Source organism: Paenibacillus hamazuiensis (assembly GCF_023276405.1).
Taxonomy (GTDB): domain Bacteria; phylum Bacillota; class Bacilli; order Paenibacillales; family NBRC-103111; genus Paenibacillus_AF; species Paenibacillus_AF hamazuiensis.
In genome coordinates, this window is the sequence record NZ_JALRMO010000001.1 from 4056663 (window position 1) to 4082139 (window position 25477).

A 25477-nucleotide genomic window follows, 5' to 3' on the forward strand; every position below is an offset into this window, starting at 1 on the left:
AGGTGCCTGCAATGAAATTCGATCATGCCGAAGATATTATTCAATGGACGCCGCTCTGGCAAGGAGAGCGGTTTCCGAACGGACGGCCCAAGGTGCCGGAGGGCGTGCTGCGCCGTCTGGGGAAAATTACGCTGGAAGAGGCTTGGGGGCCCCTCTGGTCGAGGGGGTACCATTATCAATTCGAAGGCGATTTTAAGATCATTCATCCGGACAAGGTGATGGTTGGCCGGGCCGTGACCGCGGTCATGGTACCGAAGCGCCCCGATCTGCACGAAACGCTGCTGAACTACGGTCATGAGCAGGAAGGCCGCCGAGGTTTTTTTAACCAGTGGGTCATCGACTCCTTGGAGGAGGACGATGTCGTTGTCGTCGATATGTTCGATAAAATTTACCAGGGTACGTATGTGGGAGGCAATTTGTCGACGGCTATCTCGACGCGCACCAAACGGGGCGGAGCAGTCATTTGGGGGGGCATCCGGGACAACCAGCAGGTCATGGAGATCGAAAATATCAACGTCTATTTTCGCGGCAGCGATCCGACGGCCATCGCGGACGTTACGATGGTCGGCATGAACGTGCCGACCCGCATCGGGCGGGCTGTCTGTCTGCCGGGTGATGTGGTGCTTGGGACGCCGTCCGGCGTTATATTCATTCCCGCCCATCTCGCCGAGCTCACGGCCATCCACGCGGAGAAGTCCCAGGTTCGCGACGTCTTCGGATTTATCCGCTTGAAGGACAAAACATATACGACAGCGCAGATCGATTCAACATGGAGCGTCTCCATGTGGCAGGACTTCCTGCGATGGTTTGAGCGCGACGAGCGGGCCGAGCCATACCGCCACTTGACCTGGGAAGAGGAGCTTGAATCGGCCCGAAGAAGCGAGTCGGACGGTCCGTCCGTCGACGTGCGCTTGTAAAGGAGCCGGGATTATGGAAAAAGCGACTTTGGGCCGGACCGGGCTTCGCGTAACGAAGCTGGGTTTCGGGGCGATGGAAATCCGTGGTCCGCGAGTCTGGAAAGGAAGACCTGTCGAAGATAGCGAGGCGGAGCGAATATTACATGCCGTTCTCGATGCGGGCATCAATTTCATCGACACTTCTTATGATTACGGCCGAAGCGAGGAGCTGATCGGACGTTTTATCAGCGGCCGCCGGAATGAATTTTTTCTTGCTACCAAGTGCGGCTGCACGCTCGTCGACTGCGGCGACCACGACGAAACGCCGCACGTTTGGACCCGGGACAATCTGCTGCACAATATCGATACGAGCCTGAAACGAATGAAAACGGACTATGTCGACGTGCTCCAGCTGCACGGCCCGACGGTGGAGCAGGCTGAAGAAGGCCGGCTGACCGACGTGCTGAAAGAGATTCAAGCCACCGGCAAAGTGCGCTGGATCGGGATATCCTCCTACCTGCCGCATCTGCCCTCATACATTCGTTCGCGGGACTTCGATACGTTTCAAATCCCGTATTCCGCTCTCGAACGCGAGCACGAACAATGGATTACGGAGGCTTGCGGAACAGGTGCCGGCATTATCGTCCGCGGAGGCGTCGGTCAAGGCGAACCCGGCATCGGCCGGGGTTCGGCCGAACGCTGGGCCGTCTGGGAGGCGGCCAAACTTGACGAACTGCTGGAGGAAGGCGAGCAGCGGACGGGGTTTCTGCTTCGCTTCACCTTAACCCACCCTCACATGACAACAACGATCGTCGGCACCAAAAACCCCGATCATCTGACGGAAAACATTCGGCATGCGGAGAAAGGACCTCTACCCGCGGACGTGTATGAGGAGGCGAAAAGGCGTCTTGACGCTTTGGCCTTGCGCTGAACGCAGCGATTGCAGTGTGCTGCGCGCCACCCGCGTTTGTCCGCTTTTTGTTCCGCGGACAAAAACCCGGCAAGCTGAATCGCATTCATGAAAGCTGCGCCCCCGGAGATCCGGTAAAGCATTCCGGGGGGCACCTTCGTCCTCATCTTCACTTTAGACGAGCGGCTTTACAGCGGATACCAGGTGTCGCCCTTTTGACATACTCGGATAAATTCGTCACCCAGCCGGATGGTCGTTATGCAATCGCATCCGCTGGACAAGCTCGTTTCGAACACGATAAGCTCCGATTCCAAAACGGCCGGTTTTACATACTTCGGTTTCTTCATCGAACAATTCCTCCTAAACATTTTTTCATGGCGTCGTGCTTAGATGGAACAGATATCCGGCTCACGGGCCGGTGCAGCCGCATCCGGTAAAGATCAACACCGTTTTGCTTGCCGAACGCTGCTCGCCCGACGTGTTTTCCGTCAGCCTTGCCGTATTCACAAGGGCGAACAGCGATTTTGCCGGCGCGGACGAATTGGTGACCGTCATGCTGTAAGAAATGTCGCCGCTTTGGTTTAATGTCCACGTGGCCGGCTTGTTCGGCGTACACGTAAATCCCGTGGGGCAGACAGCCGCATCGTTAATAACAGCGCTTGCATCAACGGATTCGATCATTGCGCTCGCCGGAATCTTGATGCCTCCTTGCTTGGGTGTCGGCCCTTTCGGTATTCCGAGACTGCCAGAATGATTCGTGATCGTCACTTGCGCAACCAGCTTATAGGACGAGCTGCTGCTGCCGGCGAAAACCATGCTCACCGGATACGATTTGGTTTGTCCCGGCGCAAGCGGTTCGCTCGGAATGACCGTCGCGGAAGCGCCCGGCACGTTTTCGAGGAATGCGACGATTTTCAAATTTTCCGTCGGCTTGGCACCGCCGTTCGTCACCGTAACGACTCCGCGCACGCCGGTTTGTTCCGTTTCGGAGATCAGCGTGCGGGTCGCCTTCAGCGTGTATGCCAAAGTAAACGGCTTGCTGCGTTCCACGACCGGGCGCTCGATGTTAACCGATTTGGCAATACTCCAGTCATACGTCATCTTCTTGACGCGGTAACCTTCGGCCGTCACCGAGGCGTTTAACGTCGTTCCCGCCTTCCCTCCTCCTCCCCCGCCTGCCTTCTCGCCGAATGCCGCCGACGCAAACATCAGCGAAAACAAAGACAGTGCCAGCCATAAACTCCAGACCTTCTTCATAGGACTCTCAGACTCCTTTGCGGCAATATAGTCTTACAGACCTATCATAAGATACATTATGTATCGTTGTAAATAGGTATTTTTGATTTTTTAAGGCCCATATATGTCGACTGCCATCAAATATTCGCTGATTTTGCCTAATATCAATGTTATAATTTAGCAAAAACAGATTGACCTTATTGCCAAAGGTGCATTTTGGTGATACTATATGTATCATAGAGCACAAACACGGAGGAACCTTCCATGAAAAAACTGTTCGTTTATTTGATCATCATCATAGGATTATTCGGCGCCGTTTATTTCTTCAATCAGCATTCCACGCAAGCGAAATATGCGAAATACGCGAACAACGTTTACGGGATTGCACCGGAGAAACTTAACCCGGAAACCCTTAAAATACTCGACGATCCGAATTACCAGAACATTATTTTACCGGACGAACTGAACCGGAAGCTCACGAATAAAGAAAGCTTTATCGTCTACTACTTCGGGTCCACTTGCCCGCACTGCAAGGTGACCTCGCCTGTACTGATGCCTCTTGCCAAAGAAATGAACGTATCCATTAAGCAGTTCAATCTCGATGAATTCAAGAGCGGTTGGGATCAGTACGGCATTAAAGGAACCCCGACCTTGATTTACTATAAAGAAGGCAAGGAAGCGAAACGTTTGGAAGGAGAGCAAACCTCGGATACGTTTAAAAACTTCATGGAAAGCATCAAAAAAGAGATATGACCGCAAACATACGCAGGGGAGGCGCATCTCGGAGCGCCTCCCCTGTTTCGTGGCCGGGCTTCTCCCTGCAGCTTCGGACAAAGATCGAATAAGCGCAATTTTGAATATTTTTTTTGAATAATACAAAAATCTATGATACAATTTATTAACATTAGCATGTTATTTTCTACGTTTTTAATACAAATCGTATCAAACTTGGTTTTTCAGATCGTAAATATTGGGGTGACAGGTTTTGAAGTACGGGGAACGCATTGCGCAATTAAGAGAAAAGTATTCGATGACTCAAGAGGATTTATCAGGTAAGCTCGGGATAACCCGCGCTTCTCTCTCGCATTACGAGAACAATCGCAGAGAGCCCGACTATGGAACAATGCTGAAAATCGCCGACCTGTTTAACGTATCCATCGATTATTTGGTCGGGCGCGTTAATGACCCTCATAACGAATTGGACGAAGATGTCAGAGATTTTGTCGACAGCCTGGAACTTTCGGACCATAAAATTCTTGAGCAATTCAGCCTGACCATCGACGGCAAAAAACTCACTCCCGAGGAAGCCAAACGATTCATCGCCTTTATTCGTGCCGAAAGATCGCTAACCTGACATTCATCGACGTATGCGGTTGCCCGCCATTCGACAAGTACATGATTAAACCTCTTTAAGGCATCTGCTTGCCTCAAAGAGGTTTATTTGTGCGAATTTTAGACGATGCCGGCCATCACGGTTTGCGTCAAAGCGTCGATAGCCTCCTCGGCTTCCGCTCCGGAATTTCTTTTGACCGCGAAATAGATTTTGATTTTCGGTTCGGTTCCCGACGGCCTAAGACAGAACCAGGATTCGTCCTCAAGCGTATATTTCAACACATTTTCCTTGGGCAAGCCGTACAGACCTTGGCTGAAATCCTCCACCATCGTCACCCGAAGGCCGTTCAGCTCTGACGGCGGCTTGTTCCGCCAACGGTCCATAATGGCCTGAATTTGCATGACCCCGTCCTTACCTTTCAGTGTGCGGGATTCGAGCCGCTCCTGATAAAAGCCGTGGCGCCGGTAAAGCTCCTGCAGCACATCGTACAGCGTTTTTCCTTTGCTTTTGTAATATGCCGCAGCTTCGCAAATGAGCATTGCCGCCACAACGGCGTCCTTGTCTCTGGCATAATTTCCGGCCAAATAACCGAAGCTTTCCTCATAGCCGAACAAAAACCGGTATTCGCCCGATGCATCGAATTGAGTCATTTTTTCGCCGATATATTTGAACCCGGTGAGCGTATTCAAGGTTTCGGCTCCATAGTGCCGAGCGATGGCCGCCCCCAGCTCGCTCGTGACAATCGTTTTGATCACGATGCCGTTTAGCGGCAGCTCTCCGCTTTCCTTCATGCTTCCGAGCAAATAATCGACCATAATGGCTCCGGATTGATTGCCCGTAAGCATCACGTAATTCCCGGCCGGATCCTTCACCGCCGCCCCCATCCGGTCGCAGTCCGGATCCGTGCCGACGATCACATCGGCATCCACCCGGCCGGCGAGCTCCAAGGCGAGCGCGAAGGTGTCCCGCTCCTCCGGATTGGGCGACTTCACGGTCGGGAAGCTCCCGTCCGGCTGCTCCTGCTCCAAGGCGACATGCACCTGCGTGAAGCCGATTTCCCGAAGCGCGGCACGCACAGCGCGATTGCCCGCGCCGTGAAGCGGCGTATACACGATGCGGAAGTCCGGGCTCATCCGTTTCACAACCTCCCGGTTCCGGCTGACGGCGGAAACGGCGGCGATGTACTGCTCGTCGATCTCCCGGCCGATCCACTCAACCAGCCCTTTTGCTTCCGCGTCGCTGCGGGGAAGCTTTTTCACGGCTGCAAACGACGACACCCCTCGAATCTCGGCGATCACCTTCTCGGCCTGCTCCGGGACAAGCTGTCCTCCGTCCGCGCCGTATACTTTATACCCGTTGTACTCGGGCGGATTATGGCTGGCGGTGATGACCACCCCGGCATCCGCCGCAAGCCGGCGCACGGCGAACGACAGCTCCGGCGTCGGGCGAAGCGATTCGAAAACGTACGCCTTGATGCCGTTGCCCGCCAGCACAAGCGCCGTTTCCAAGGCGAATTCCGGCGACCCGTGCCGGGAATCGTAGGCGATGACAGCCGCCGGGGCGGCTTTGCCCGATTTCAGCAAATATTGCGCAAGTCCTTGCGTTGCCCGCCCGACAGTATATATGTTCACACGGTTCGTGCCCGCTCCCATCACTCCGCGAAGTCCGCCCGTGCCGAATTCCAAATCCCGGTAAAACCTGTCTTCGATTTCCTTAGGCTGATCCTTAATGGACAAAAGCTCCTTCTTCGTAGCCACATCGACCGCCGGATCGCTCAGCCACATCTCATAATGCTCTTCCACCCGGGTTAACGTGCTCATGACCCACCTCTATTTTCGTTGGATTTTTCTTTCTCTTAAACCGTCACGTTGTACAAGAAATTGGTATATTTGATTTGGATTTGAATATACTTGATAGTAAGAAAAACTTCTAACGAAGTTTCAAAAAGCACCTCAAAGAACAGCGACCGCCGATCGGCGGAAGTTTTTCTTGAAGGATCAGGAGGCATCGGCTCTGATGAAAACGCAATCTTTCTGATCCTATTAAAAAACAAAGGAGATGATAGTATGAAAAAGGCTTACGTCAAACCTCAAGTATTGGCGCACGAAGTCATTACGTTCGAGACTCTGCTTTCGTGCAATCCGCCGAACATTCCGGCGACCAAACTCGATACTCAGCAGCAAGTATGCTTGCGTCCGGACGGAACGTTCTACTACAGATAACGTCATGATGAAGAAGAGGAGGTGCCGCCGGCACTTCCTCTTCTTGTATTGTCATCTTTGGCTCAGCTGAACCGGTGCTGCCTCCCTGCCCGTTCGGGCGTTATGCCTTTCCGGCGATGACAATAATCCACGATCTCATCCCACGATTCGCGCAAGCGGAAAATATCTTCCTCCACCAGCTCGCTGCCCGTCTGCACCTCGATGATTTCCAGATCGGTAACAGCCCTTATGCTGTGTCTCGCTCCCTGCGGGATCTTGACCACATCGCCGGCCTTCAGGAATTGAAACTCTTCGTTTAATACGAGCTCTCCTTCACCGGCAATCACGGTCCATACCTCACAGCGCTTATAGTGCATCTGGTAGCTTAAATTTTTTCCGGCGCTCACGCAAATCCGCTTGGTTAACACTTCGTTATACATATCGAATTTTTTGTAATCGAGCACCCGGTAAGTTCCCCAACGCCGTTCCTCATACATCGGACGCTGCTCGAAGCGTTTGATAAAGTCTTTCACTTTCGGCGAAGCATTCTTCTCGGCGACCAATATGCCGTCCGGACTGGCGGATACGATGATGTCGCTGACTCCGAGCACCGCTACCGGAATATCCAGCTCATTGATCAAATGCGTGTTTCGGGAATCGGGACTCACGGCGCCGATGCCGATAACCGAAGATTCGATTTCTTCCGTTAACGTATTCCAGGTCCCGAGGTCTTTCCACTCCCCATCGTAAGGAACCGCCATGACACGCTCCGCTTTCTCCACGACCTCGTAATCGAAGCTGATTTGAGGAAACTTGGCGTATTGCCTGACCATTTCCTCGTATTGAATCGGGAGTTTCTTTTCGATCAGCAAATTGATCAAATAATCCAGCTTGAATGCGAAAACCCCGCAATTCCATAATGCACGCTGCTCGATAAGCTCCTTCGCTTTGGCCTCGCTGGGCTTTTCCGCAAAGCGCTTTACCGGATAGCCGATTTCGGTTTCGATACGCGCGGATTCGTCCGGGACGATGTACCCGTATTTCTCCGAAGGATAGGTCGGCTGCACGCCCATGAGGGCAAGCTCCGCATCTGTCCGGCGGACAACCGTTTCCAGCTCTTTCATTTTCGTAAAAAAAGCATCGTCCACATACGGATCCACCGGCATCACGGTGACGACCTCGCTTGTGCTGACGCCTTCCACGGAGTATAAGTACACGGCAGCCAGCGCAATAGCCGGGAACGTATCCCGGCGCTCGGGTTCGATGATCAGCGGAACGTCCGCCCCTACCTGACTTTGGATCATCTCCGCCTGCCCTTTGCCCGTAGCGATAAAAGAATCGCGCGCAAGTCCGGCCGAACCGAGCTGCCTCCACACCCTTTGAACCATCGACTCCAAGGAGTGATCCGGTCCTTGAAGCACCTTTAAAAATTGTTTGGATCTCGAATCGTTCGATAAAGGCCATAATCGCTTGCCGGACCCTCCGGACAATAAAACCAGCTTCATTTCGGCTCCCCTTCCTGTTTCATTTCCTCCAGGAGCCGTTTCCCATCTGCCGTCCTTGTTTAGTAAGCATCCCGGGGAAACAGCATCACCCATACGGTTTTGACGATCAGCTTTAAATCCATCCACAGGCTGCGGTTGCGGATGTAGTACAAATCCAGCTCCACCATTTGCCCGAACGACAAGGAGTTTCTTCCGCTCACCTGCCAAAGGCCGGTGCATCCCGGAGTCACCGTTAACCGCTGTTTGTCGTAGCTTGTGTACTGCTCAACCTCCCGCGGAAGCGGGGGCCTCGGTCCGACCAGGCTCATATCCCCCTTGAGTACGTTCCACAGCTGCGGAAGCTCGTCGAGGCTCGTCACGCGAAGAATTTTTCCAACCTTGGTGATCCTCGGATCGTCCTTGATTTTAAACATCGCGCCTTCGATTTCGTTTTTCGCGATCAAATCCTGCAGCAGCTGCTCCGCGTTCCAAACCATGGAGCGGAATTTGTACATATAAAACGGCTTGCCGTCTTTGCCGATCCGGACCTGTCTGAAGAAAACCGTGCCCTTCGGGTCTTCGAGCTTGATCAGCACAGCAATCACGAGAAACAGAACCAAACAAATCAGCAGGCCGGCGAGCGAACCCAATACATCGACCGCTCTTTTGATCCTCAGGTACAGCCATCGGTTTGACCTTGCCGGTTGAACCGAAGCATCGGCATAATACGACCTTGAACTCAAAAGTTCCCCTTCGTTTGAATAATTGGACATACCGCCCTACCCTTTCTATCCTATAACTTTAGGCAGCGTGCTTTTTTCCAGAAACTCCTCCATCGCTTGTAAAAGCGGACCCCGGAGCTCCTGGTGGCGAAGCGCAAAATCGAGCGTCGTTAAAATGAATCCGAGCTTCTCCCCGACATCGTAGCGGACGCCCTGGAAATGATAAGCGTAAACCTGCTCCAGTTCATTCAGCTTCTGGATGGCATCGGTGAGCTGAATTTCTCCGCCTGCCCCTTCCTCCTGCAAATCCAGGATCCGGAATATGTCCGGCGTCAGCACGTAACGCCCCATAATCGCCATGTTGGAGGGCGCTTGACCGGGCTGCGGCTTCTCCACAAAATTTCTTACCTGGTACAGACGGCCTTGCTTGGCTTTCGGATCGATAATTCCGTAACGCTGCGTTTCATGATCCGGCACCGGCTGAACCCCGATGACCGACGCCCCGGTCGTCTCATATTCCTGAATAAGCTGCTTCAGACAGGGCACCTCGGATTGCACGATATCGTCGCCGAGCAGCACCGCGAACGGTTCGTCGCCGATAAACCTTCTGGCGCACCAAACCGCATGGCCCAAGCCGCGAGGTTCTTTTTGCCTTATGTAATGAATATCAACGCCCGACGAGCGCCGAACTTCTTCCAACAGCCGGATCTTTCCCTTTTCCGCCAAATTCATCTCGAGCTCGAACGCGTGGTCGAAGTGGTCCTCGATCGCCCGCTTCCCTTTGCCGGTTACAATGATGATGTCCTCGATACCCGATTCGACGGCCTCTTCGACGATGTACTGGATGGTCGGCTTATCGATGATGGGAAGCATTTCCTTGGGCATTGCCTTGGTGGCCGGCAGGAACCTGGTTCCAAGCCCTGCGGCCGGAATGATCGCTTTCTTCACTTTTTTCATCTCGCATCCCTCCAAATAGATTTATCTGTCTATGAAAATGCAAAAACCGATACACATCGTATCTATACACTCCTAACTCTATGATACAATAAGTATCATGTCAACCGTTTTTTCAGCAAATTTCGTAATTTTTTTCATGAAAACCCTCTAGACTTATGACAATGATTCGATTATAATGTGAATTGTGATACGATTTGTATCAAAAAAATTTGGCTAAGGAGGTGATTATATGGAAAAGAAAGTTTATTCCAGACCCATTGTTTTAAACCATGAACTGGTACAATTCGAAACATTGTTGTCCTGTAACCCTCCGAACAGCCCGGCGGTCACAGCTACCGGCAAGCAAGTTTGTCTGAAACCGGACCTGACGTGGTTCGAGCGTTAATGCGGAACAAAAGAAAAGAGAGCAGGAAGTATCATCATTCCTGCTCTTTTTCTTTTGACGAAAACCGTTTCATAGTCAAATTCAAAGACGAAAACTTCGTTCACCCAGCACATTTCTCTCCGAGCCCGATTCTATCTCCTGATTGTATTGGATCCGATACAGCTTGGCGTACAGACCGTTCCTGCCGATCAGCTCCTGATGCGTTCCCTGCTCTACGACCTGCCCCCGATCGATAACGGCGATGAGGTCGGCGTGATGAATCGTTGATAGCCGATGGGCGATCACGATCGTCGTCCGCTGCTTCATAAGCTTGTTTAAGGCGTCCTGAACCTGCAGCTCCGTTTCGCTGTCCAAAGCGGAGGTTGCCTCGTCAAGCAGCAAGATCGGAGCATCCTTGAGGATCGCCCTGGCAATGGCAATTCTTTGTTTTTGCCCGCCCGACAGCTTAACCCCTCGTTCTCCGATTTCCGTATCGTAGCCATCCGGCAGCGCCATAATAAAATCATGAGCGTTCGCTTCTTTGGCCGCACGGATAAGCTCCAGCTCGCTGGCCCCCTCCTTGCCGCAGACGATATTGTCCCTTATGGTTCCGTCAAACAGGAACGTATCCTGCGATACATACGCCGTACAGCTGCGGAGCTCCGGGAACGACATCAGGCTTGATTCGTGCGAGTCAAACAAAATTTCGCCGGATTGCGGCTTGTAGAAGCCCATCAACAGGCTCAAAATCGTGCTTTTTCCGGCTCCGCTCGGACCGACCAAAGCGACCGTTTTGCCGGCCGGAATCGACAGGTTGAAATTGTCCAAAGCATTCACCTTGCCGTCATAGCTGAATCGGATATCTTTGAGATCAATCGAACCGCGGAACCCTTGGACCGGCTGAAAAGAAGGCAGCTCGCGAGTTTCGGGAACCTCACGGAACACCTCTTCGACTCTTTCCAAAGCAGCAACGGAACGTTGGAAAGCTCCCCACATGCCGGCAAGTCCGGTAAGCGGATAAACCAGAAACTGCACCAGGCTGACAAAAGCGAGCAAATCGCCGATCGACATATGCTGGCTCATCACAAACTGCACCCCGGCCCCGAGACATACCAGATACGATATCGTACCGACAGAGCCTGCTCCGGCTTGAAACCATCCGCGCAATCGGGCGATCTTCAGCTCGAGCGACAGCAGATTTCCGTTTATTCCCTCATAACGCCGATGCATCGTTTTTTCCAAAGTAAACGAACGGATCACGGTATAACCGGAGAAGCTTTCGTTCAGGAAGCTGTGCAGCTTGCCGAGCGCATCGTGCACAGCTCTGCTGTTGCGGCGGATCAGCTTGCCGAATACGGCTCCCGACAAGGCGGCCAAAGGGCCGATCAGCGTGCAGATCAAGGCAAGCCTCCAGTTGATGTTAATCAAATAGAGGAACGCGCCCAAAGCCATAAGCGGCAATCGGATCACGCTGAGCATATTGCTGCCTATCGCTCCGTCAATGTTATTCACATCGTTGGTCATCCGGGAGACCATTTCCCCGGAATGGTGTTCGCCGTAATATTTTGCAGGAAGACGCAGCATATGGTGGAACAGAGCGTTTTTCAAATCGGTGCGGACTTTGACGAGTGCGGTGGATTCGAGGTATGTGCTGAAGTAGCCGATGACTCCGGTTAAGACGGTAAAAAGCACGCCGTACATCAGCAGCTCCCTGACTTCATCGGCGTTTCGCCGCAATGCGGCATCCGTAATGTTTTGCAGAAACCAGGTAAAAAACAAGGTCACTCCGATACCGCTGAACAGCAGCAAGAATAACCAGAAATAAATTTCCCAATATCGCAAAACATACGGCATAATCAAAGCGAGAGGTTTCCTGATGTTGCCGATCTCCAGATACCGTTTCCAGGTTAGCGTCATTTTTTTCAAGAGGCCCATAGGCGATTTCTCATTCCCCGCAATTTTTTGATGACCTTGAGGCAAGTGTGGATGGACAGGGACAGCCAAGGAAGGCGGACTACATATTTCCCCCACAGCCTGATCCAATAACTGGACGTATCCATCGTACGCGCAGACTTGCGGATGGAAACCATTCTCCCGATGATTCGGTCGGATGTAACAGGCTCGTCGGGATACGGGTTCGAATCCCCTTTGCACAAAATGATCCATTGCCGGCCGGCAAGGCTGATATCGATCAGCCGATGTCCGACCAGCGTCCCTGCATCCGTGTGAAATAAGACGATATCGCCCTTTCGAAGCTGCGCCGGCTCGACCGGCACAAAGCGACAGACGTTTCCCGTGCGGATAAAAGGCAGCATGCTGAGTCCGTGCGAGACGATGTCAATGTATCCTTGTTTGTCCATAAGCAGCCTCATGGCCCGGATGATATCCGCATTAGCTTGCATATTCGATAAGCCCGAGCTGCGAAAGCTGCGATAAAAACGTCATGACATCCTCTTTCGCTTCTTCCGCCGTAATGTCGTAATGCTTCTGGAGTTCCAAGGCGAGAGAATCTATGGTGTTCGGTTCCTTCAGCAGCGCCCAGCATATTCCGCCGGCTTCATTCAGTTTGGTGACCGTATACTGATCCGCGTTAAGAATAAGCCATTCTTCTTCCACCTGCATCGCTTCCACGTTCATGCTTCGTACAAATTGTGTGCTCATGATATTTCCTCCCAGAACTTGTCATTCTTTTGAAAAAACAGCTCGTATACGGGCACGTGTCCGGTTAGCTTGCTGCACATGCGGAACACCTTCTTCGTTTCCTCCGGGTCGTGCGCCCAATAAAACACGCGTTGGAAAATTTGCTGCAGCCCTTCCATGCCCCCCATGCGAAGTCTGCGAATATCAAGCGACTGGCGCAATATTTGGATCGCCGTCAGCGGGTAAGTGCCCGCAATGTCCGGTAAATCGGTATCGCTTCGGAAAGGGGAATTGTAAATGACCGTTTCGTCGCCCGCAATTTTGACAATCGTCGCCTCGTCGGACAAGATCGGCCTCGGCTGCGAAAGCCGGACGACCGTAGACTTGCCCGCTCCGGAATGTCCGGCAAACATGTAAGCTTTGCCATGCTCGAGCAGGCAGGAGGAATGGATCAGGAGCCCCCACTCCTTCCGGGTAATATAGGCGCTGTACAAATTGACCATCGCATGCTTCAATGCGAAATCGTCATATACGTGAATGCGGGCTTCCCTGTATTCTTTGTCCGCTTCTATGAGATAATCGGCCCGTTTGTAAACGATGACTTCGTCTGCAGTCGTTACGTTTACGTTGTAATCCACGAACGGGCCGCCGTATCCGTCGAATATGGAAACAGCGATGTCCGCTTCCGGAAGAATCTCGCTTTCTATTAATGAAGCTCCATACTTTTGGCAAATGAAAGCTTTGACGAAATCAGATTCGGTGCCGAGCACCAAACGGTGCTCGGCGATCCGAACGTAAAAGTGTTCCAGCATTGCAGTTCTCCTTCCTTAGTAAGCCCGATGCAGCGATTTCATTTGGTGCCTGAACGTATCGAAGATGAGATGCTTGAAGAAAAACTTGTATAGGTAATAGTTTTTCGTCCGGACTCCCAGTTTGGCATCTCTGATGACGTTGTAATTCCAGTGCGTTTCTATCATATCGAATGGAAGCGGCTTGAGCTCTTGCAGGTGAGGAAATAGCCGGTAAACGATAGAAAGTACGGCCTGAATCCGCTTGTATGTTTTGTCTTGCGCCGCCTGTGCCGTAAGCTCCCTGTAGTCCAGCCTGGGGCCGCACCGGTGAATCATTTGGACGACGTCCAATATATACCGAAGCGAGTCCATTTGATGTCTGGCTCCATGCAGACAAATAAAATAAAACGTATGGAGATCGGACAGCTGCTTTACGAACCGGTAGCCGTTCAAACTTTCGGCTTTTTGCCAGAACGGTTCGACGTGCAGGTCGGACCAATGCTGCTTGTCGAGCGTCCAATGTAGCTCCATCATCAGTCCGTTTTTATCCGGCATCCGCGCATGATGATCCCGGGTCGTTTCGTAAATATAGCCCAGCTTCGACATGCACTCAATGGCTTCATCCAGCCGGACCAGCGGTACAAGCAGGTCAACGTCGCTGCTCACCCTTGCGGCGAAATGATTGAAATACCGCTGCGCAAAATGAACCCCTTTAAGCGGAATAACCGGGAGACCGATCGCCTCCAGACTTCGGATCGCTTCCTCCTCTTTATGTTTCATAAAGAGATTTTGATGAAGGCCGCTCATATGTTTACTGCGTAATTTATTCATAAAAGACGGAGGTAGCCGGTCGTTATCTCTCCCGTTGAGTAAGTGATAAACCTGCGACGAAAGTGCGAATAATTCAATATCCTGAAGAACTTGTTCGTATTGCTGCTCTTTCCAGGAAAGCGAAATTGTCGGATCATACAATGACTGTAGAAAAGAGATGATCATAGTGTCCTCCGTAATGTGTTACAATTCGTATCATTCATCATCTTTAATTTAGTATACAAATTGTATCATGTCAATATCCAATTTCATTTTTTTAAATGCGTAAAAAATAAAGGTGTGTTCATTGCGTATGAACACACCCCGCAACCTACTTCGTTGTTTCGTGCAAAACGCCTTTCAGATCATAACTCCACTGGGGAAAGCGGGTTGTGACATTTCCGTCGCTCAGTTCCAGCTTTATTCCGTCTCCCGCGTTCATGCCCGGCAGAAGAACCGTTTCTTTTTTCCCGGCGCGCACCTTTCTGGTTATCTGATTTGTTCCGGACGCATCCGGAGCTACCAGTTCTTTGGGCTGGCTGTCACTGAACCAATACAAGATCATGGTATGAGGATTCGCGTATTCATTGGTGTATTCCGCTCTGATTCGGTATGATTTTCCCGCTTCAAGCGGGATGGAGCCGCTTACCTTCCCGTTCCCCTCCACGACCAGACTGTCCTCCACCCAAACGCGAATCGTGTTCATTTGATCGGTCGAGACAACGAACGTATAGTTTTCCGAATAATTCGGCACAACCGATCCGGTCCAGCGCCAGAAACCCGGCTCAGCCGGCAATGTTTTAAAGTAATTGACAGAGCTTATCTCCGCCTCGGAGACAAGAGTTCGGGGCTTTGAGTTCGTGTACCGCTCCTCTTTGAAAGAGCCTCCGCCCCTAACCGGGTAAGGACCCCAGCTGATTTGAACGGTTCCGTCCACGCTCGGGACGAAAGAGGCTTTCGCTCCTTCCACCGTCTTTTCCAAAACCACATTTTCAATTAGCGGACCTTCCGACGCTTCTTCAACGATAAGGAAACGGGGATAATCCACGCTATCCACCTTTACCGTAATATGGCTCGCATCCGAATCCACAATTTGCACCGGGTGCTTTGTATCTTCAATCGGATCATAAGCATAAACGGAGGCGCGTTCGCCGCAAATGTTGGAGAACGTAATATCAAAGCTTTGCATCGGCATTGCATATCGGTCCGGATCAAGCACATCTTTCGTCGTATCGTACGAATGAGTCATGTTTCTTGTCACTACATAGTAGCCGATTGCAAATTTGCCCGCGTCCAATTGGTAAGGCAGCACGGCCAAGTCGTCCCGGTTATACCGGTCGGGATGCTCCGGTGTTCCATCGCCCTCGAAAACGAGCCGCGGCTTATACTCCACGATGCGGTCGACTTTTAGAGCCCTTGGCGTGTCGATCTTTTTTCCTGTTTTTATCAGGTTCGTTACATTCGCCACTGCTCTTAGCTGAGGGCCGGCCAATTGCTTGACCGAATCTGTTAAAACATAATTGTTTTTCTTTAACTCTGAATAGAAAGCCTCGGGAATAACCGTGAATCCGGTATCTTCCGATTTTGCCGCATACAGATTAATTGTGTGATAGCCTTTGTGTCCAAAGAAGATGTAATTGCGCAACGTCGTTTTTGTTCCGATATAGTGCATGAGCGATACTAATTTTTCGTCCTTGGCGGAAATGCCCAATTTGTCTATCAATTCACGCGCAAACAACATGCGGGCATAATTCGTTTCCGACATCCAGACCTGAGGTACTTTCCCGTTGCCTGGATTTGCATACCTGAAATGGTGAGTCCAGGGCCCGGGGAAAGGTTGAATGTCCCGAACTGCCGATTCCGATTGATAGAAATAGAAGTGCCGTTCGGGAAAAGCTGACATATGCGCGGGTACGAGATAGCTGCCGGCTACCGAATGATCGTAGTTATCCGGGTTTCGTTTGCCATCCAATTTGCCGAGAGCATCGATATACAGCTTTTTATCGTCTGTATTTCCAGGGACAATCGGGGACTCATCCGGAGAATAACCTGTATAATAATGCTTGCTGAAGCCGTCCTGATTCAGCCACATCTCCGTTCCGTTATCCCAAGGCCGCTGGTTGGAGAATCCGCTGATGACATTGACTCCGGGCAGCCGGTTTTCCGGATTTTTCACGTAATCCGCGGTTAACGGCAATATGATTTCCGGCCCGTCCTTGGTCACTCCATCGCTCTGGGTGTAGCTTATCGGCTTGGAAAAGGAAAGCTTGGGTTCATAATAATAATTAATGTCCATAAAATGGTATCCAAACGTATATTCATTATAAACTTCGAGATCGAAGCCTGCATCGGCTTGCCCCTCCGTTTCCAGCATGTCCTTGAGGGTAGAGGTGACGGTCTTGATATACCGCATCCATCCGTCTATCGTTTCCTGCGCTGCAGGATTCGGCGTTCCATCGGAAAATTCGAGTCCGGAGAAAGGCTGGTATTTCAATTGAACCAAAAACAAATCACCCGCAGGCAAATCCTTGGGAAGGGGCGCCGAGAGCGTACATTTTCCGGTTGCCGCGTCAACGCCGGTTATGACCGGAAACATCGTATGTCGGGCCACCCGGTTCAGGCCTGTATATTTGACCCGTATTTTCGAAGTATCGTCGATATAGATTTCCCGGTCTCCCGCAGTGGCTGGCTTTGTTAATTTGACCGTCCATTCCCTGCTGGGACTGGGCATTCCCGAGTTGAAATTAAGCAGGATTAGCGGACGAATATGATGTTTTCTCAAAGCCGCAACTTTCATCATCAAACTTTTATAATTCCAATCCCGAAATTGGGTATCGTCATCAAAATCTAATTCCCCCCACCCGACTTCAACTCTGGCGGAACGAATACCTGCTTCCTCTAACACCTGTGCTGTCGCTTCGGCCTCGCCCTGTTCGACATTAAAGTTGATGCCGAGCACATCCAGATACCTCGAAGCATCCCAAGTATCCATGTAACTGCGCCACGGAGCATGGAAAAATGACCGTAGTCCGAAAGCAACTTCCTGCTGCGCAGGGTCGGCATAAGGACCCTTCAGTTCGGCCATCTGCGTTTCCCCATCGTTTTTTCCGATTCTATCCATATTTTGCTGAACGTCGGAATCTATGCCTGCAAACGAATGGGCAGGAGCAATCAAGCCGATCGTCAAGCAGACGATCGTTATTAACTTGTAACATCTTTTGAATCTGACCGATTTAAACATCCAATCCACCTCCTAAAAATCGCCATGCTTATGAGTAGTCCTATTACTCCACCGACCAGATCAAGCCCCACATCTTGAATAGACCCGGTTCTTAAGAAATTGGTTGACTGGTACAGTTCATCGAGAGCAGCGACTCCCCCGACCAGGGCTATTACCATAAAAAATCTGATGCCCCTCCGCAGCTTGTAAGGTATCGTCGCAACATAAAGTAGCGTAGCCAGTGTGAAGTACATAATCAGATGGGCAGTTTTGCGGAGAATGAATTGAACGAATTGGTAAGGATAACGTTTCGCGGGAATATTATATTTCCCATATATGACGGTGACGTTGGGGAGCGCCTGGCTAAGCCGATATTGAGGTATATGTTTCTGTAAAAAAGGAAGCATCGTTTGGTCGCTAAACGGCTGCGAGGATAAATAAAATATGAAGGAACTCCATAAAAACAAAGGCAAAATAAATAAAACACGCTTGCGATAAATCAGGCCATTCCACTCCTCTCTTTTTATATATCACGTCTTGGCATTATTTCGCAAAGACTGGGACAATATATCCCGGATAAATTCGCTCACGCCAATGATTTGCGATTCTTTATCGAAAATCGATAAGTTGCGTTGAACTTTTGCTTTTTTTTGCTGCAATTCTTCCATAGTCATGTTCTCCATCAATTCGGACAACGAATGAATGTAGGCAGGCTCCCACGGTTTATTTCCATGGATCCGGTAAATGCTTTCTCTGTTGATGTCGTAGGACATCGGAATTCTTCCCGTCACGATCGGCAGCCCGACGGACAAATATTCGCTGACTTTGGTCGTATAACGGAAACTTCCTACCTGGTCCACGCTTTGCGGTAAGCTGGCCAGGTCCATAGACGCCAAATAACCGGGCACCGCCTCGCGTGGAACACGCCCCGTAAAGACGATGTTCTTTCCAAGCCGTTCCCCGGATAATTGTTCAAGCTTTGATTTGCCGTTCCCATCCCCTACGATAAGTACGGTCACATTTTCGCGTTTCAAAGTTTGCATCGCCTTGACCAATTCATAACCATAACAGTAGCCGATCCGCTTATTCCAATTAAGCGAACCTACGATACCGACGACGATGTGATTTTCCGGGATCCGGTACATTTCCCGAATTTTTCTGCGCGACGCTTGAAGCTGTTCGTCCGAAAATTCAAACGGCGCCCACCCCGCTGCGGTCATGGCATATTTGGCGCCGTACGTGAGCGCCCGCCCTGCCAAATACGGAGTCCAACCGATAAAACCGGTTGACCGTTTATAGAGCAGCCTCTCATACCATTGAAATAGGGGGGCGAGCGTGGCAACCTTGCTTGCCACGAAGGGACCGACCGCGTCGCCACTGCTTACGATATAGGGCACCTTGGCGAGCATGTTCCCGAAAATAAGAGCCAAACCTCCGGCGATCCCCGTTCCTTCCATTACGACCAGATGAGGACGCTCGCGAAAAATATACTTCAGCAGCTTCCAAAAATTGAGCCACTTTTTCCGCTTTTCAAACGGATAAAACTGCGCCGGTATTTGGCTGAGCAAAGCTCTGAGCCTGTTCTCGTCATCGCCGCCGCTGCCTTGGGTAGCGAAGCTTAAGATCTTGTAATCACTCGTTTTCATTTCCTACAGCCCCTTGGCGAATGTAAGATGGTACGACTATGGCCTTCTCCGGCGATTTCGCCACTTCTTTAAAGAGATCTATGTATTTGGCTGCAACCGACCGCCAGCTTTGCCGTTCGGCAATGATTCGGGCGTTTGCCCCCATTTGTTTTCGTAATTCTTCATCTCCGCACAGCAGGTTCATTGCATTTCGCAATCCGGCGACATCCTCCGAATTACCAAGCACAACCCCGGCTTTGCGATCCGACTCGATCAATTCCGATACCCCCGATTGGTAAGTCGTTATGACCGGTAGCCCGGAAGCAAGTGCTTCGATAACGACGAGAGTGCATGCTTCGTACCTGGATGGAAAAACGAAGAAATCGACGCATTTCATGAGCTGAGCAATATCCTTGCGAAATCCCAGGAAATGCACCCGCCCTTCAAGCCCGAGCTGTTCCGCCATTTTTATATAAGGACTGCCTTGCGTAGCCCCCGCCACCGCCAAGTGAAGATTTTTCACATCGCAGAGAGCTTTCAGCACGGAGTCCAAATTTTTTCTCGGCGATTTTATGTCCCCGGCAAACAATGCTAGAGGCACATTGCCCGGAAGATCGAGTTCCGAACGGCTTTTATTTTTATCAGGGTAAAACTCCTCAATATCCACACCATTCATGATAACACGAAGATCCAGGGCCGGATTGATCTCTTCCAGCTCCTTCTTTACCTTCTCCGATACCGGAACAATTATTTTAGCCCGGGAAAACGCTAACTTCTCCAGAATCGAATTGCTATAAGTAAACAGAAATTGATAGAACCCGGACATATTTTTATTGAGGCGTGACGGGTGGACCGAGGACTTGATCCACGAGCTGTGTACGAAATGAACGGCATTAATATCGCTGCGGGCCCACGTGATGAACCCGTTGACCATGACCAGATCGAATTTGCTGCGGTGCTTGAGCAGGAGCAAACTGCTTATGGTTGCGAAAACATGATTTTTGAGCAGTTGGGTAGGCCACCCCGATACCGGCACTTTAATCCAGTGAATACCCGGCTTCTCGAGTAGTTCCGGGGCAACACCGCTTGCAAATACGGTTACGTGATAATTCTGATCGAGCAGCTCCTTGACAATTTCATAGTTAACTCTGGCCTGCCCGTCACCCTTGAGCAATTTATGCGTGACTATACAAATATTCATCGTAATACCACCCGTATCCTATCAAAGTTTCTGCCTTATTATACGTTGAGATGCCGCGATCCGTCGGCGCTTCGGGCGGCAATTACCCCTTGTATACCTGCGCTTTCAGGTTTAATTTTTTTCCCGGGCGCCCGAGCAATTGACCGACCCATCTTCTAACCTTATCCGTGCGCATTTCGGTGAGATAAGCTACTACTAAGGCATAGCCTAAAATCATTGCCGTTACCATTAGGGACAGTAAAAAATGCTTTAAATCCGGGTTCCAGACTCCCCATGTTCCGTCTCCCAGCCAAACCCGTATAAAGTTGATCAGCGGATAATGTGTCAAGTACAGCGTATAAGAAAATCCTGCAAGAAAAACATGAATGTTGAACCGGCGGGAATTGATGGCCTCCGCCCTTTGATTAACCGAGTGGAGAATGATATACAGCAAAGAGGCAAAACAAAGGGAAACGAGAAATTCTGCAGAAAATCGTTGGGCAAAAGGATCGTTGGCATTTCCCGCAAAATATTTTCCGATAAACAATGACACGGCCAGACATATCATGTTCAAAGGCAACATGCCCCGAAGAAGAATGTTTCGGGAAATGGGCGGCGAAGGCAGTATGACGAGCAAGGTCCCAAGCAGCCAAACCAGGAAAAACATCATGATTTCTTTTCCGAGCACGATCCCGGAAACAATGACAATAGAGCCGTACATGATCTTTTGCGGCAACCGTTTAGACTTAAACGTCAGGACGATGCACGGAAATAATATGTAATACCAAAATTCGTTGGCGAGACTCCATAATGCCAAATTGCCGCCATAGTTATCAACAAAAACCCCTTGCAAAAAAAACATATTTCCCAAGAAGTCGGTTATTTTCATATTATCGTTAAAAAAATAGGAATCCGGATAGTTCGTCAATTGGAACTGAGCCCAAAGATTCGTCAAAATAAGAGCGGGTATTAAAACGATCCAAAGTCTTGTTAGACGGTTGGTTAAATACGTTTTCCACGACCAGGTTCCCTCTTGAATGGACCTGATCACACTGGACGAGATTAAAAAACCGCTTAGAACGAAAAACAACAAGACAAATTCGAACCCTAAGCTGGTAATCGTATAAATTATTTTAATAAATAACGTTTGATTCTCAAGATTGCTGAATCCTTTAAACAAAACGGGTCTAAGGTGAAAAATCAAAACATAAAAAGCGGATATCCATCTTAATGCATCGAAATAGTATGAAGCCCTACTACCCGCAATTAATTTGTTAACGACAAATTTAGGCATGGCTCTTCCTCCGTTGGCCTCTATTTCAGCCCAGCTCTTTCATGCGTTTGGCGGGAACTCCCGCATATAGTCCGTTTGGCAAACATTCCTTGTTCACAACAGCGCCGGCCGCTATAATACAACCTTCACCAATTGTCACACCCGGCAGTATGACAGCGCCAGCACCTATCCAGCAGCCGTTGCCTACTTTAATAGGAAGACCGACGGTTTCTCCGGCTCTGTTCAGCATGTGACCAATCTTGTGTGTCGAAGTGCAAAACATGACCCCAAATGCTATATTTACGTTTTCTCCGATTTCAATGGATTGATGTTCGGAATCGAAGAAACAGCGATAATTTATGAAAATATTTTTTCCGATCGTAATATTATTGCCAAGAAAATAACATCCGCCCATAATTCGATGCGAGTAAGTATTCAATCCGCATAATTTATAGATTTTATGTCTTACTTTTCGCGGGGAGTTCGCAGCAATATTATTGATAATAAAGCTTTGGATTTTAGGAAATGTTTTCATGTGCAACGATACGGTCCTCCCAGCTTATTGTTGAATTAGCTTTCTAAGAAGAGATTTTATCACATTCGGGCTGCTGAAAAGTAAGGATAATGCTTTCATAAATTTCTTGACTTTTACGTTTTCCACGATCATAATTTCGTGCAAATTCAGTTGTTTTTTATTTCTGAATTTTTTTAATGCCGAAACTACGCGTTTGTCGTGAGCATATTTACCGATTAATTGATTGGTCGACTCGATCTGAGCTGAAAAAGATTTTATTAGTTTCCCGGAATCGGTAGAAAGCGAATTTCCTCTGAATCTGTAAAAATACATCGGTTGAGGAGTAACGAACATGCCTCCGCCGGCTATGATGCACTCCAACAAAAATCTAAAATCTTCTCCGTAAAATAATTCATTTTCGTATTCAACTCGATGAAACTTTATTAATGCGGAAGATATTAAAGGCTGCAAATAACCATAATCATCCTCAATCATCTTAACTGCATCAACGAAAAAAACTTCATTGATTGTTCCGATTACGGCTTCTCTTGATTTGAGGTAAGTATTCCACGGATCGCTTTCTCCGTCATTAATCAAAAATAGATCGTCGCATACGATCTCAGCCTGTTTCTCTTCGGCAAGCGATAATAAATCGCGAAGCCGGTTTTCGTGCCACCAGTCGTCGGCATCCAAAATGGCAATCCATTTCCCGCGAGACTCATTAATACCGCGATTCCTCGAGTAAGAAGGCCCCCTGTTTTCAGAATTTTCCAACAGACGCACGCGATGGTCCTTAATTTTTTTAACCGCATCTGCAGTTTTATCTGGAGAGCAATCATCCACCACGATGATTTCAAAATCTTGAAATGTTTGCCCCAACACGGATTGAATGGCTTCTTCAATATATGGTTCTACCTTATACGCCGCTATTATGACCGAGACAGTTGGGTTCAAGCATGACACCTCCTTTAATTTTCACAAAGTTTCCGGCACCGTCGTACGATAGGTCAGGGTAGGTTCTTTCGCTTTCGCCGCAGCTTCGATAAATGCCGACAGTTCCCGGATGAACCGGGCTTCATCATATTTTTCGGCGTGCCGGCGAATTGTTACAGGGTCCCAGTTGGCCTCGTCGAACTGCGCTATAACTTCGGCAAGAGACTCTGCCTTTTGCTCTGCAAAAAATTGTCCGTTCAGTCCCGGGATTATGGTATCAAGCGCGCCGCCACCGCGAAATGCGATCACTGGCCTGCCGCAGGCGTTCGCCTCAAGCGGCGTAATGCCGAAATCCTCGATACCCGGGAAAATCAATGCGCGGCACATCTTCATATATTGAACGACCTGGATATCCGGCAATCTGCCGAGAAATTGCACTGTTGGACCGGCTAGCTTCTGGAGCCGCTCCCGATCTGGGCCGTCCCCGATGACGACCAGCTGTTTGTTTGCCTTTGTGCAAGCCTCGACAGCCAAATCGATACGTTTATACGATACAAGCCGGGACACGATAAGGAAATAACCGCCGCCGTTTCGCCGTTCGGCCACATGGAACCGCGAGACGCCTACCGGGGGAAAGATCACGGTGGACGACAACCCATAGTGGTCTTTGATCCGTTTTTGCACAACCGACGAGTTGGCGATCAAATGGTGGATTCCCCGGGACTTGGCCTTATCCCATAATTTCAAAGGCAGTACCATGGACTGGGCTATCCATTTGACAAGCCTCGGTACCTTCATCCCTTCCATATAGGTCGAGAAGTCCCAGGCAAACCGCATCGGAGTGTGGCAATAACATATATGAATCGCGTCCCTTCCAACGGGAGCTCCCTTCGCATAAGCGCTGCTGGAGCTGATGATCAGGTCGTAGCCGCGCAAATTCATTGATTGGACAGCGAAAGGGTAAAGCCAGAAAAACAGCTTGAATCTCTTTAAAATGCCGGGAATTTTTTGCATCCAGGTCGTGCGGATATCCGCATCCTTCAATTCCTTCATCAGCCGTTCCCGATCAACGATCGTCGTATAGATGGGTGCCTGGGGAAACATCTGATGCAAAACGGCGACAACTCTTTCGGCTCCGCCCATTTGGTTCAAATAATCGTGAACGATTGCCACCCGCAACTCGCCATTCATGTAATCCCTCTCCCCACCTCTGGGTTTTCCGCACGAACTCTGCTGCCTCCGGACAACAGCTGCGCGTAGATTTTCTCTACTTTGTCGACTGTGCTCTGTATCGTAAAATGCTCCCTAACACGTCTTGCCGCATTGCTTCCCATCAATTGTCTGAGCCGGGAATCGGTTAACAGTCGGCTCGCACACTGCACCAGCTCTTCCACATCGCCCACTTCATACAACAAGCCACAATGGTTGTGAACGATGATCTCCGGAACTCCGCCTGCATTTGTTCCGACAACGGGAATGGATTGGGACATCGCTTCAATAATGACACGTCCGAACGGCTCGCTATCCGAGCATAAAAAAAGAAGATCCGCCGCGCAGCAGATCTCCAGCACATCGTTGCGAAAACCGGTAAACCGGACGCGGTCCTCGATCCCTAGATCGCTTGCCAGTCGTTTTAATTTTTCCATATACTCGATATTTTCCTGGCGGAACTTCGCTTCCCCGACTACCCAAAGATGTACGTCATGTCCGGCCTGACGCAGCTCGTATGCAGCGCGAATCGCATCGATCTGCCGCTTCCAAGGTGTAATTTGGCCGATAATGACCATCGCGTGGCTTTGCATCGGAGTGTTCAACTCTTGCCTTATGTTTTTTTTGTATCTCAGCCGTTCGATGGCGGCAATCTCCTGAAGTTCGACCCCGTTATGCACAAGGTGCAGTTTATCCCCCAACTTCTTTTGGTCGAACCCTGCCAAGACCGATTGGGAAATGCCAACGAGCGCTTGCACTGTCCATTTGGCCAGTTGATTGATGCCGCGTCCGACGACACCTTGCGGCGGAATGTCGCGAACGTGCCAAATGACCGGACGCCGGTGTAACCAACTAAATAGCACCGCCATAATACCCGCGCGCAAAGAGTTCGCATGGATAAGGTCGATCTCGTGGCGGCGGATCGTCTGGGCGAATTTGTAGCCTGCCCAAGCCATTCCAAGCATATCTTTTGCAAGACGAAAAGGATTTTTGGAAAGCCTCGCCCGGTAGCTCGGTATGCTGATGACCGGCAGTCCGGACTCCTTGGCACGCTCAAGCAGTTCCCCCTCCGGAACAAACAAGAAGGGACGAGCCTTGGATAAATTTCTGGCGGTGAGCAGCAGGCTGATCTCCGCTCCGCTCACGACGCTGGTATGATTATAGAACGCTATATTCATC

The 25477-nt window shown here is 50.1% G+C and carries 26 protein-coding genes; 6 read left to right on the forward strand and 20 right to left on the reverse strand.

Annotation, left to right across the window (positions count from 1 at the left end):
• Positions 1–11: 11 nt before the first annotated feature.
• Both MYS68_RS17735 and MYS68_RS17740 read left to right on the forward strand, forming a co-directional pair.
• Positions 12–917, forward strand: coding sequence for an RraA family protein (locus MYS68_RS17735; protein WP_248927112.1), 906 nt, complete (start codon positions 12–14; stop codon positions 915–917).
• Positions 918–930: 13 nt separating this feature from the next.
• The gene (locus MYS68_RS17740; RefSeq protein WP_248927113.1) at positions 931–1827 is read left to right on the forward strand and encodes an aldo/keto reductase; all 897 of its coding nucleotides are present in this window, start codon (positions 931–933) and stop codon (positions 1825–1827) included.
• Positions 1828–1994: 167 nt separating this feature from the next.
• Here the strand turns inward: MYS68_RS17740 and MYS68_RS17745 are convergent, their stop codons facing one another.
• On the reverse strand, positions 1995–2153 hold the full coding sequence (locus tag MYS68_RS17745) for a hypothetical protein (RefSeq protein WP_248927114.1): 159 nt from the start codon (positions 2151–2153) through the stop codon (positions 1995–1997).
• Positions 2154–2214: 61 nt separating this feature from the next.
• Positions 2215–3063 carry a hypothetical protein gene (locus tag MYS68_RS17750; RefSeq protein WP_248927115.1) on the reverse strand — a complete coding sequence of 283 codons (849 nt, stop codon included), beginning with the start codon at positions 3061–3063 and terminating at the stop codon, positions 2215–2217.
• A 243-nt stretch (positions 3064–3306) separates the two neighbouring features.
• Between MYS68_RS17750 and MYS68_RS17755 the strand changes: the two genes are divergently transcribed.
• Complete coding sequence (locus MYS68_RS17755) at positions 3307–3795, forward strand: thioredoxin family protein (RefSeq protein WP_248927116.1); 489 nt, start codon at positions 3307–3309, stop codon at positions 3793–3795.
• A gap of 232 nt (positions 3796–4027) precedes the next feature.
• Positions 4028–4396, forward strand: coding sequence for a helix-turn-helix domain-containing protein (locus tag MYS68_RS17760; RefSeq protein ID WP_248927117.1), 369 nt, complete (start codon positions 4028–4030; stop codon positions 4394–4396).
• 98 nt (positions 4397–4494) lie between these two features.
• Here the strand turns inward: MYS68_RS17760 and MYS68_RS17765 are convergent, their stop codons facing one another.
• Positions 4495–6195 (reverse strand): phospho-sugar mutase, encoded by a 1701-nt coding sequence (locus MYS68_RS17765; protein WP_248927118.1) that lies wholly within the window; start codon positions 6193–6195, stop codon positions 4495–4497.
• A gap of 246 nt (positions 6196–6441) precedes the next feature.
• On the opposite strand from MYS68_RS17765, the gene MYS68_RS17770 reads away from it, so the two are divergent.
• Positions 6442–6597 (forward strand): hypothetical protein, encoded by a 156-nt coding sequence (locus MYS68_RS17770; RefSeq protein ID WP_248927119.1) that lies wholly within the window; start codon positions 6442–6444, stop codon positions 6595–6597.
• 62 nt (positions 6598–6659) lie between these two features.
• Here the strand turns inward: MYS68_RS17770 and MYS68_RS17775 are convergent, their stop codons facing one another.
• Genes MYS68_RS17775 through galU form a run of 3 tightly spaced genes read right to left on the reverse strand, consistent with a single transcriptional unit; the run spans position 6660 to position 9739 of the window.
• Positions 6660–8081, reverse strand: a complete 1422-nt coding sequence (locus tag MYS68_RS17775) for a sugar phosphate nucleotidyltransferase (protein ID WP_248927120.1) — start codon at positions 8079–8081, stop codon at positions 6660–6662.
• Between the two features lie 59 nt (positions 8082–8140).
• On the reverse strand, positions 8141–8833 hold the full coding sequence (locus MYS68_RS17780; RefSeq protein WP_248927121.1) for a sugar transferase: 693 nt from the start codon (positions 8831–8833) through the stop codon (positions 8141–8143).
• 15 nt (positions 8834–8848) lie between these two features.
• Positions 8849–9739 carry a UTP--glucose-1-phosphate uridylyltransferase GalU gene (galU, locus tag MYS68_RS17785; RefSeq protein ID WP_248927122.1) on the reverse strand — a complete coding sequence of 297 codons (891 nt, stop codon included), beginning with the start codon at positions 9737–9739 and terminating at the stop codon, positions 8849–8851.
• A 229-nt stretch (positions 9740–9968) separates the two neighbouring features.
• Between galU and MYS68_RS17790 the strand changes: the two genes are divergently transcribed.
• Entirely contained in the window at positions 9969–10124 is a 156-nt protein-coding gene (locus MYS68_RS17790; RefSeq protein ID WP_248927123.1) for a hypothetical protein, read from the forward strand.
• Between the two features lie 81 nt (positions 10125–10205).
• On the opposite strand, the gene MYS68_RS17795 is transcribed toward MYS68_RS17790, so the two are convergent.
• The 14 genes from MYS68_RS17795 to MYS68_RS17855 form a co-directional block, all read right to left on the reverse strand.
• Positions 10206–12038 carry an ABC transporter ATP-binding protein gene (locus MYS68_RS17795; protein ID WP_248927124.1) on the reverse strand — a complete coding sequence of 611 codons (1833 nt, stop codon included), beginning with the start codon at positions 12036–12038 and terminating at the stop codon, positions 10206–10208.
• The gene (locus MYS68_RS17800) at positions 12026–12463 is read right to left on the reverse strand and encodes a signal peptidase I (RefSeq protein ID WP_248927125.1); all 438 of its coding nucleotides are present in this window, start codon (positions 12461–12463) and stop codon (positions 12026–12028) included. The genes MYS68_RS17795 and MYS68_RS17800 overlap by 13 nt, the downstream gene beginning before the upstream one ends.
• A gap of 31 nt (positions 12464–12494) precedes the next feature.
• Entirely contained in the window at positions 12495–12764 is a 270-nt protein-coding gene (locus MYS68_RS17805) for a PqqD family protein (RefSeq protein ID WP_248927126.1), read from the reverse strand.
• Complete coding sequence (locus tag MYS68_RS17810) at positions 12761–13555, reverse strand: hypothetical protein (protein WP_248927127.1); 795 nt, start codon at positions 13553–13555, stop codon at positions 12761–12763. The genes MYS68_RS17805 and MYS68_RS17810 overlap by 4 nt, the downstream gene beginning before the upstream one ends.
• A gap of 15 nt (positions 13556–13570) precedes the next feature.
• Positions 13571–14530 carry a nucleotidyltransferase family protein gene (locus tag MYS68_RS17815; protein ID WP_248927128.1) on the reverse strand — a complete coding sequence of 320 codons (960 nt, stop codon included), beginning with the start codon at positions 14528–14530 and terminating at the stop codon, positions 13571–13573.
• A 145-nt stretch (positions 14531–14675) separates the two neighbouring features.
• The gene (locus MYS68_RS17820; RefSeq protein ID WP_248927129.1) at positions 14676–17585 is read right to left on the reverse strand and encodes a PA14 domain-containing protein; all 2910 of its coding nucleotides are present in this window, start codon (positions 17583–17585) and stop codon (positions 14676–14678) included.
• Positions 17546–18037 (reverse strand): VanZ family protein, encoded by a 492-nt coding sequence (locus MYS68_RS39105; RefSeq protein ID WP_420852136.1) that lies wholly within the window; start codon positions 18035–18037, stop codon positions 17546–17548. The genes MYS68_RS17820 and MYS68_RS39105 overlap by 40 nt, the downstream gene beginning before the upstream one ends.
• 57 nt (positions 18038–18094) lie before the next feature.
• Positions 18095–19210, reverse strand: coding sequence for a glycosyltransferase (locus tag MYS68_RS17825; RefSeq protein WP_248927130.1), 1116 nt, complete (start codon positions 19208–19210; stop codon positions 18095–18097).
• Entirely contained in the window at positions 19197–20390 is a 1194-nt protein-coding gene (locus tag MYS68_RS17830; protein ID WP_248927131.1) for a glycosyltransferase family 4 protein, read from the reverse strand. The genes MYS68_RS17825 and MYS68_RS17830 overlap by 14 nt, the downstream gene beginning before the upstream one ends.
• Positions 20391–20472: 82 nt before the next feature.
• Positions 20473–21663 (reverse strand): acyltransferase family protein, encoded by a 1191-nt coding sequence (locus MYS68_RS17835; RefSeq protein WP_248927132.1) that lies wholly within the window; start codon positions 21661–21663, stop codon positions 20473–20475.
• A 25-nt stretch (positions 21664–21688) separates the two neighbouring features.
• Positions 21689–22177 carry an acyltransferase gene (locus MYS68_RS17840; protein WP_248930944.1) on the reverse strand — a complete coding sequence of 163 codons (489 nt, stop codon included), beginning with the start codon at positions 22175–22177 and terminating at the stop codon, positions 21689–21691.
• Positions 22178–22201: 24 nt separating this feature from the next.
• A complete protein-coding gene (locus tag MYS68_RS17845) occupies positions 22202–23110 on the reverse strand; it encodes a glycosyltransferase family 2 protein (RefSeq protein ID WP_248927133.1) in 909 nt (302 codons plus the stop codon).
• A gap of 21 nt (positions 23111–23131) precedes the next feature.
• Positions 23132–24280: a glycosyltransferase gene (locus tag MYS68_RS17850; protein WP_248927134.1), complete on the reverse strand. Its 1149-nt coding sequence runs from the start codon at positions 24278–24280 to the stop codon at positions 23132–23134.
• Positions 24277–25476 (reverse strand): glycosyltransferase family 4 protein, encoded by a 1200-nt coding sequence (locus MYS68_RS17855; RefSeq protein ID WP_248927135.1) that lies wholly within the window; start codon positions 25474–25476, stop codon positions 24277–24279. The genes MYS68_RS17850 and MYS68_RS17855 overlap by 4 nt, the downstream gene beginning before the upstream one ends.
• Position 25477: the final 1 nt, after the last annotated feature.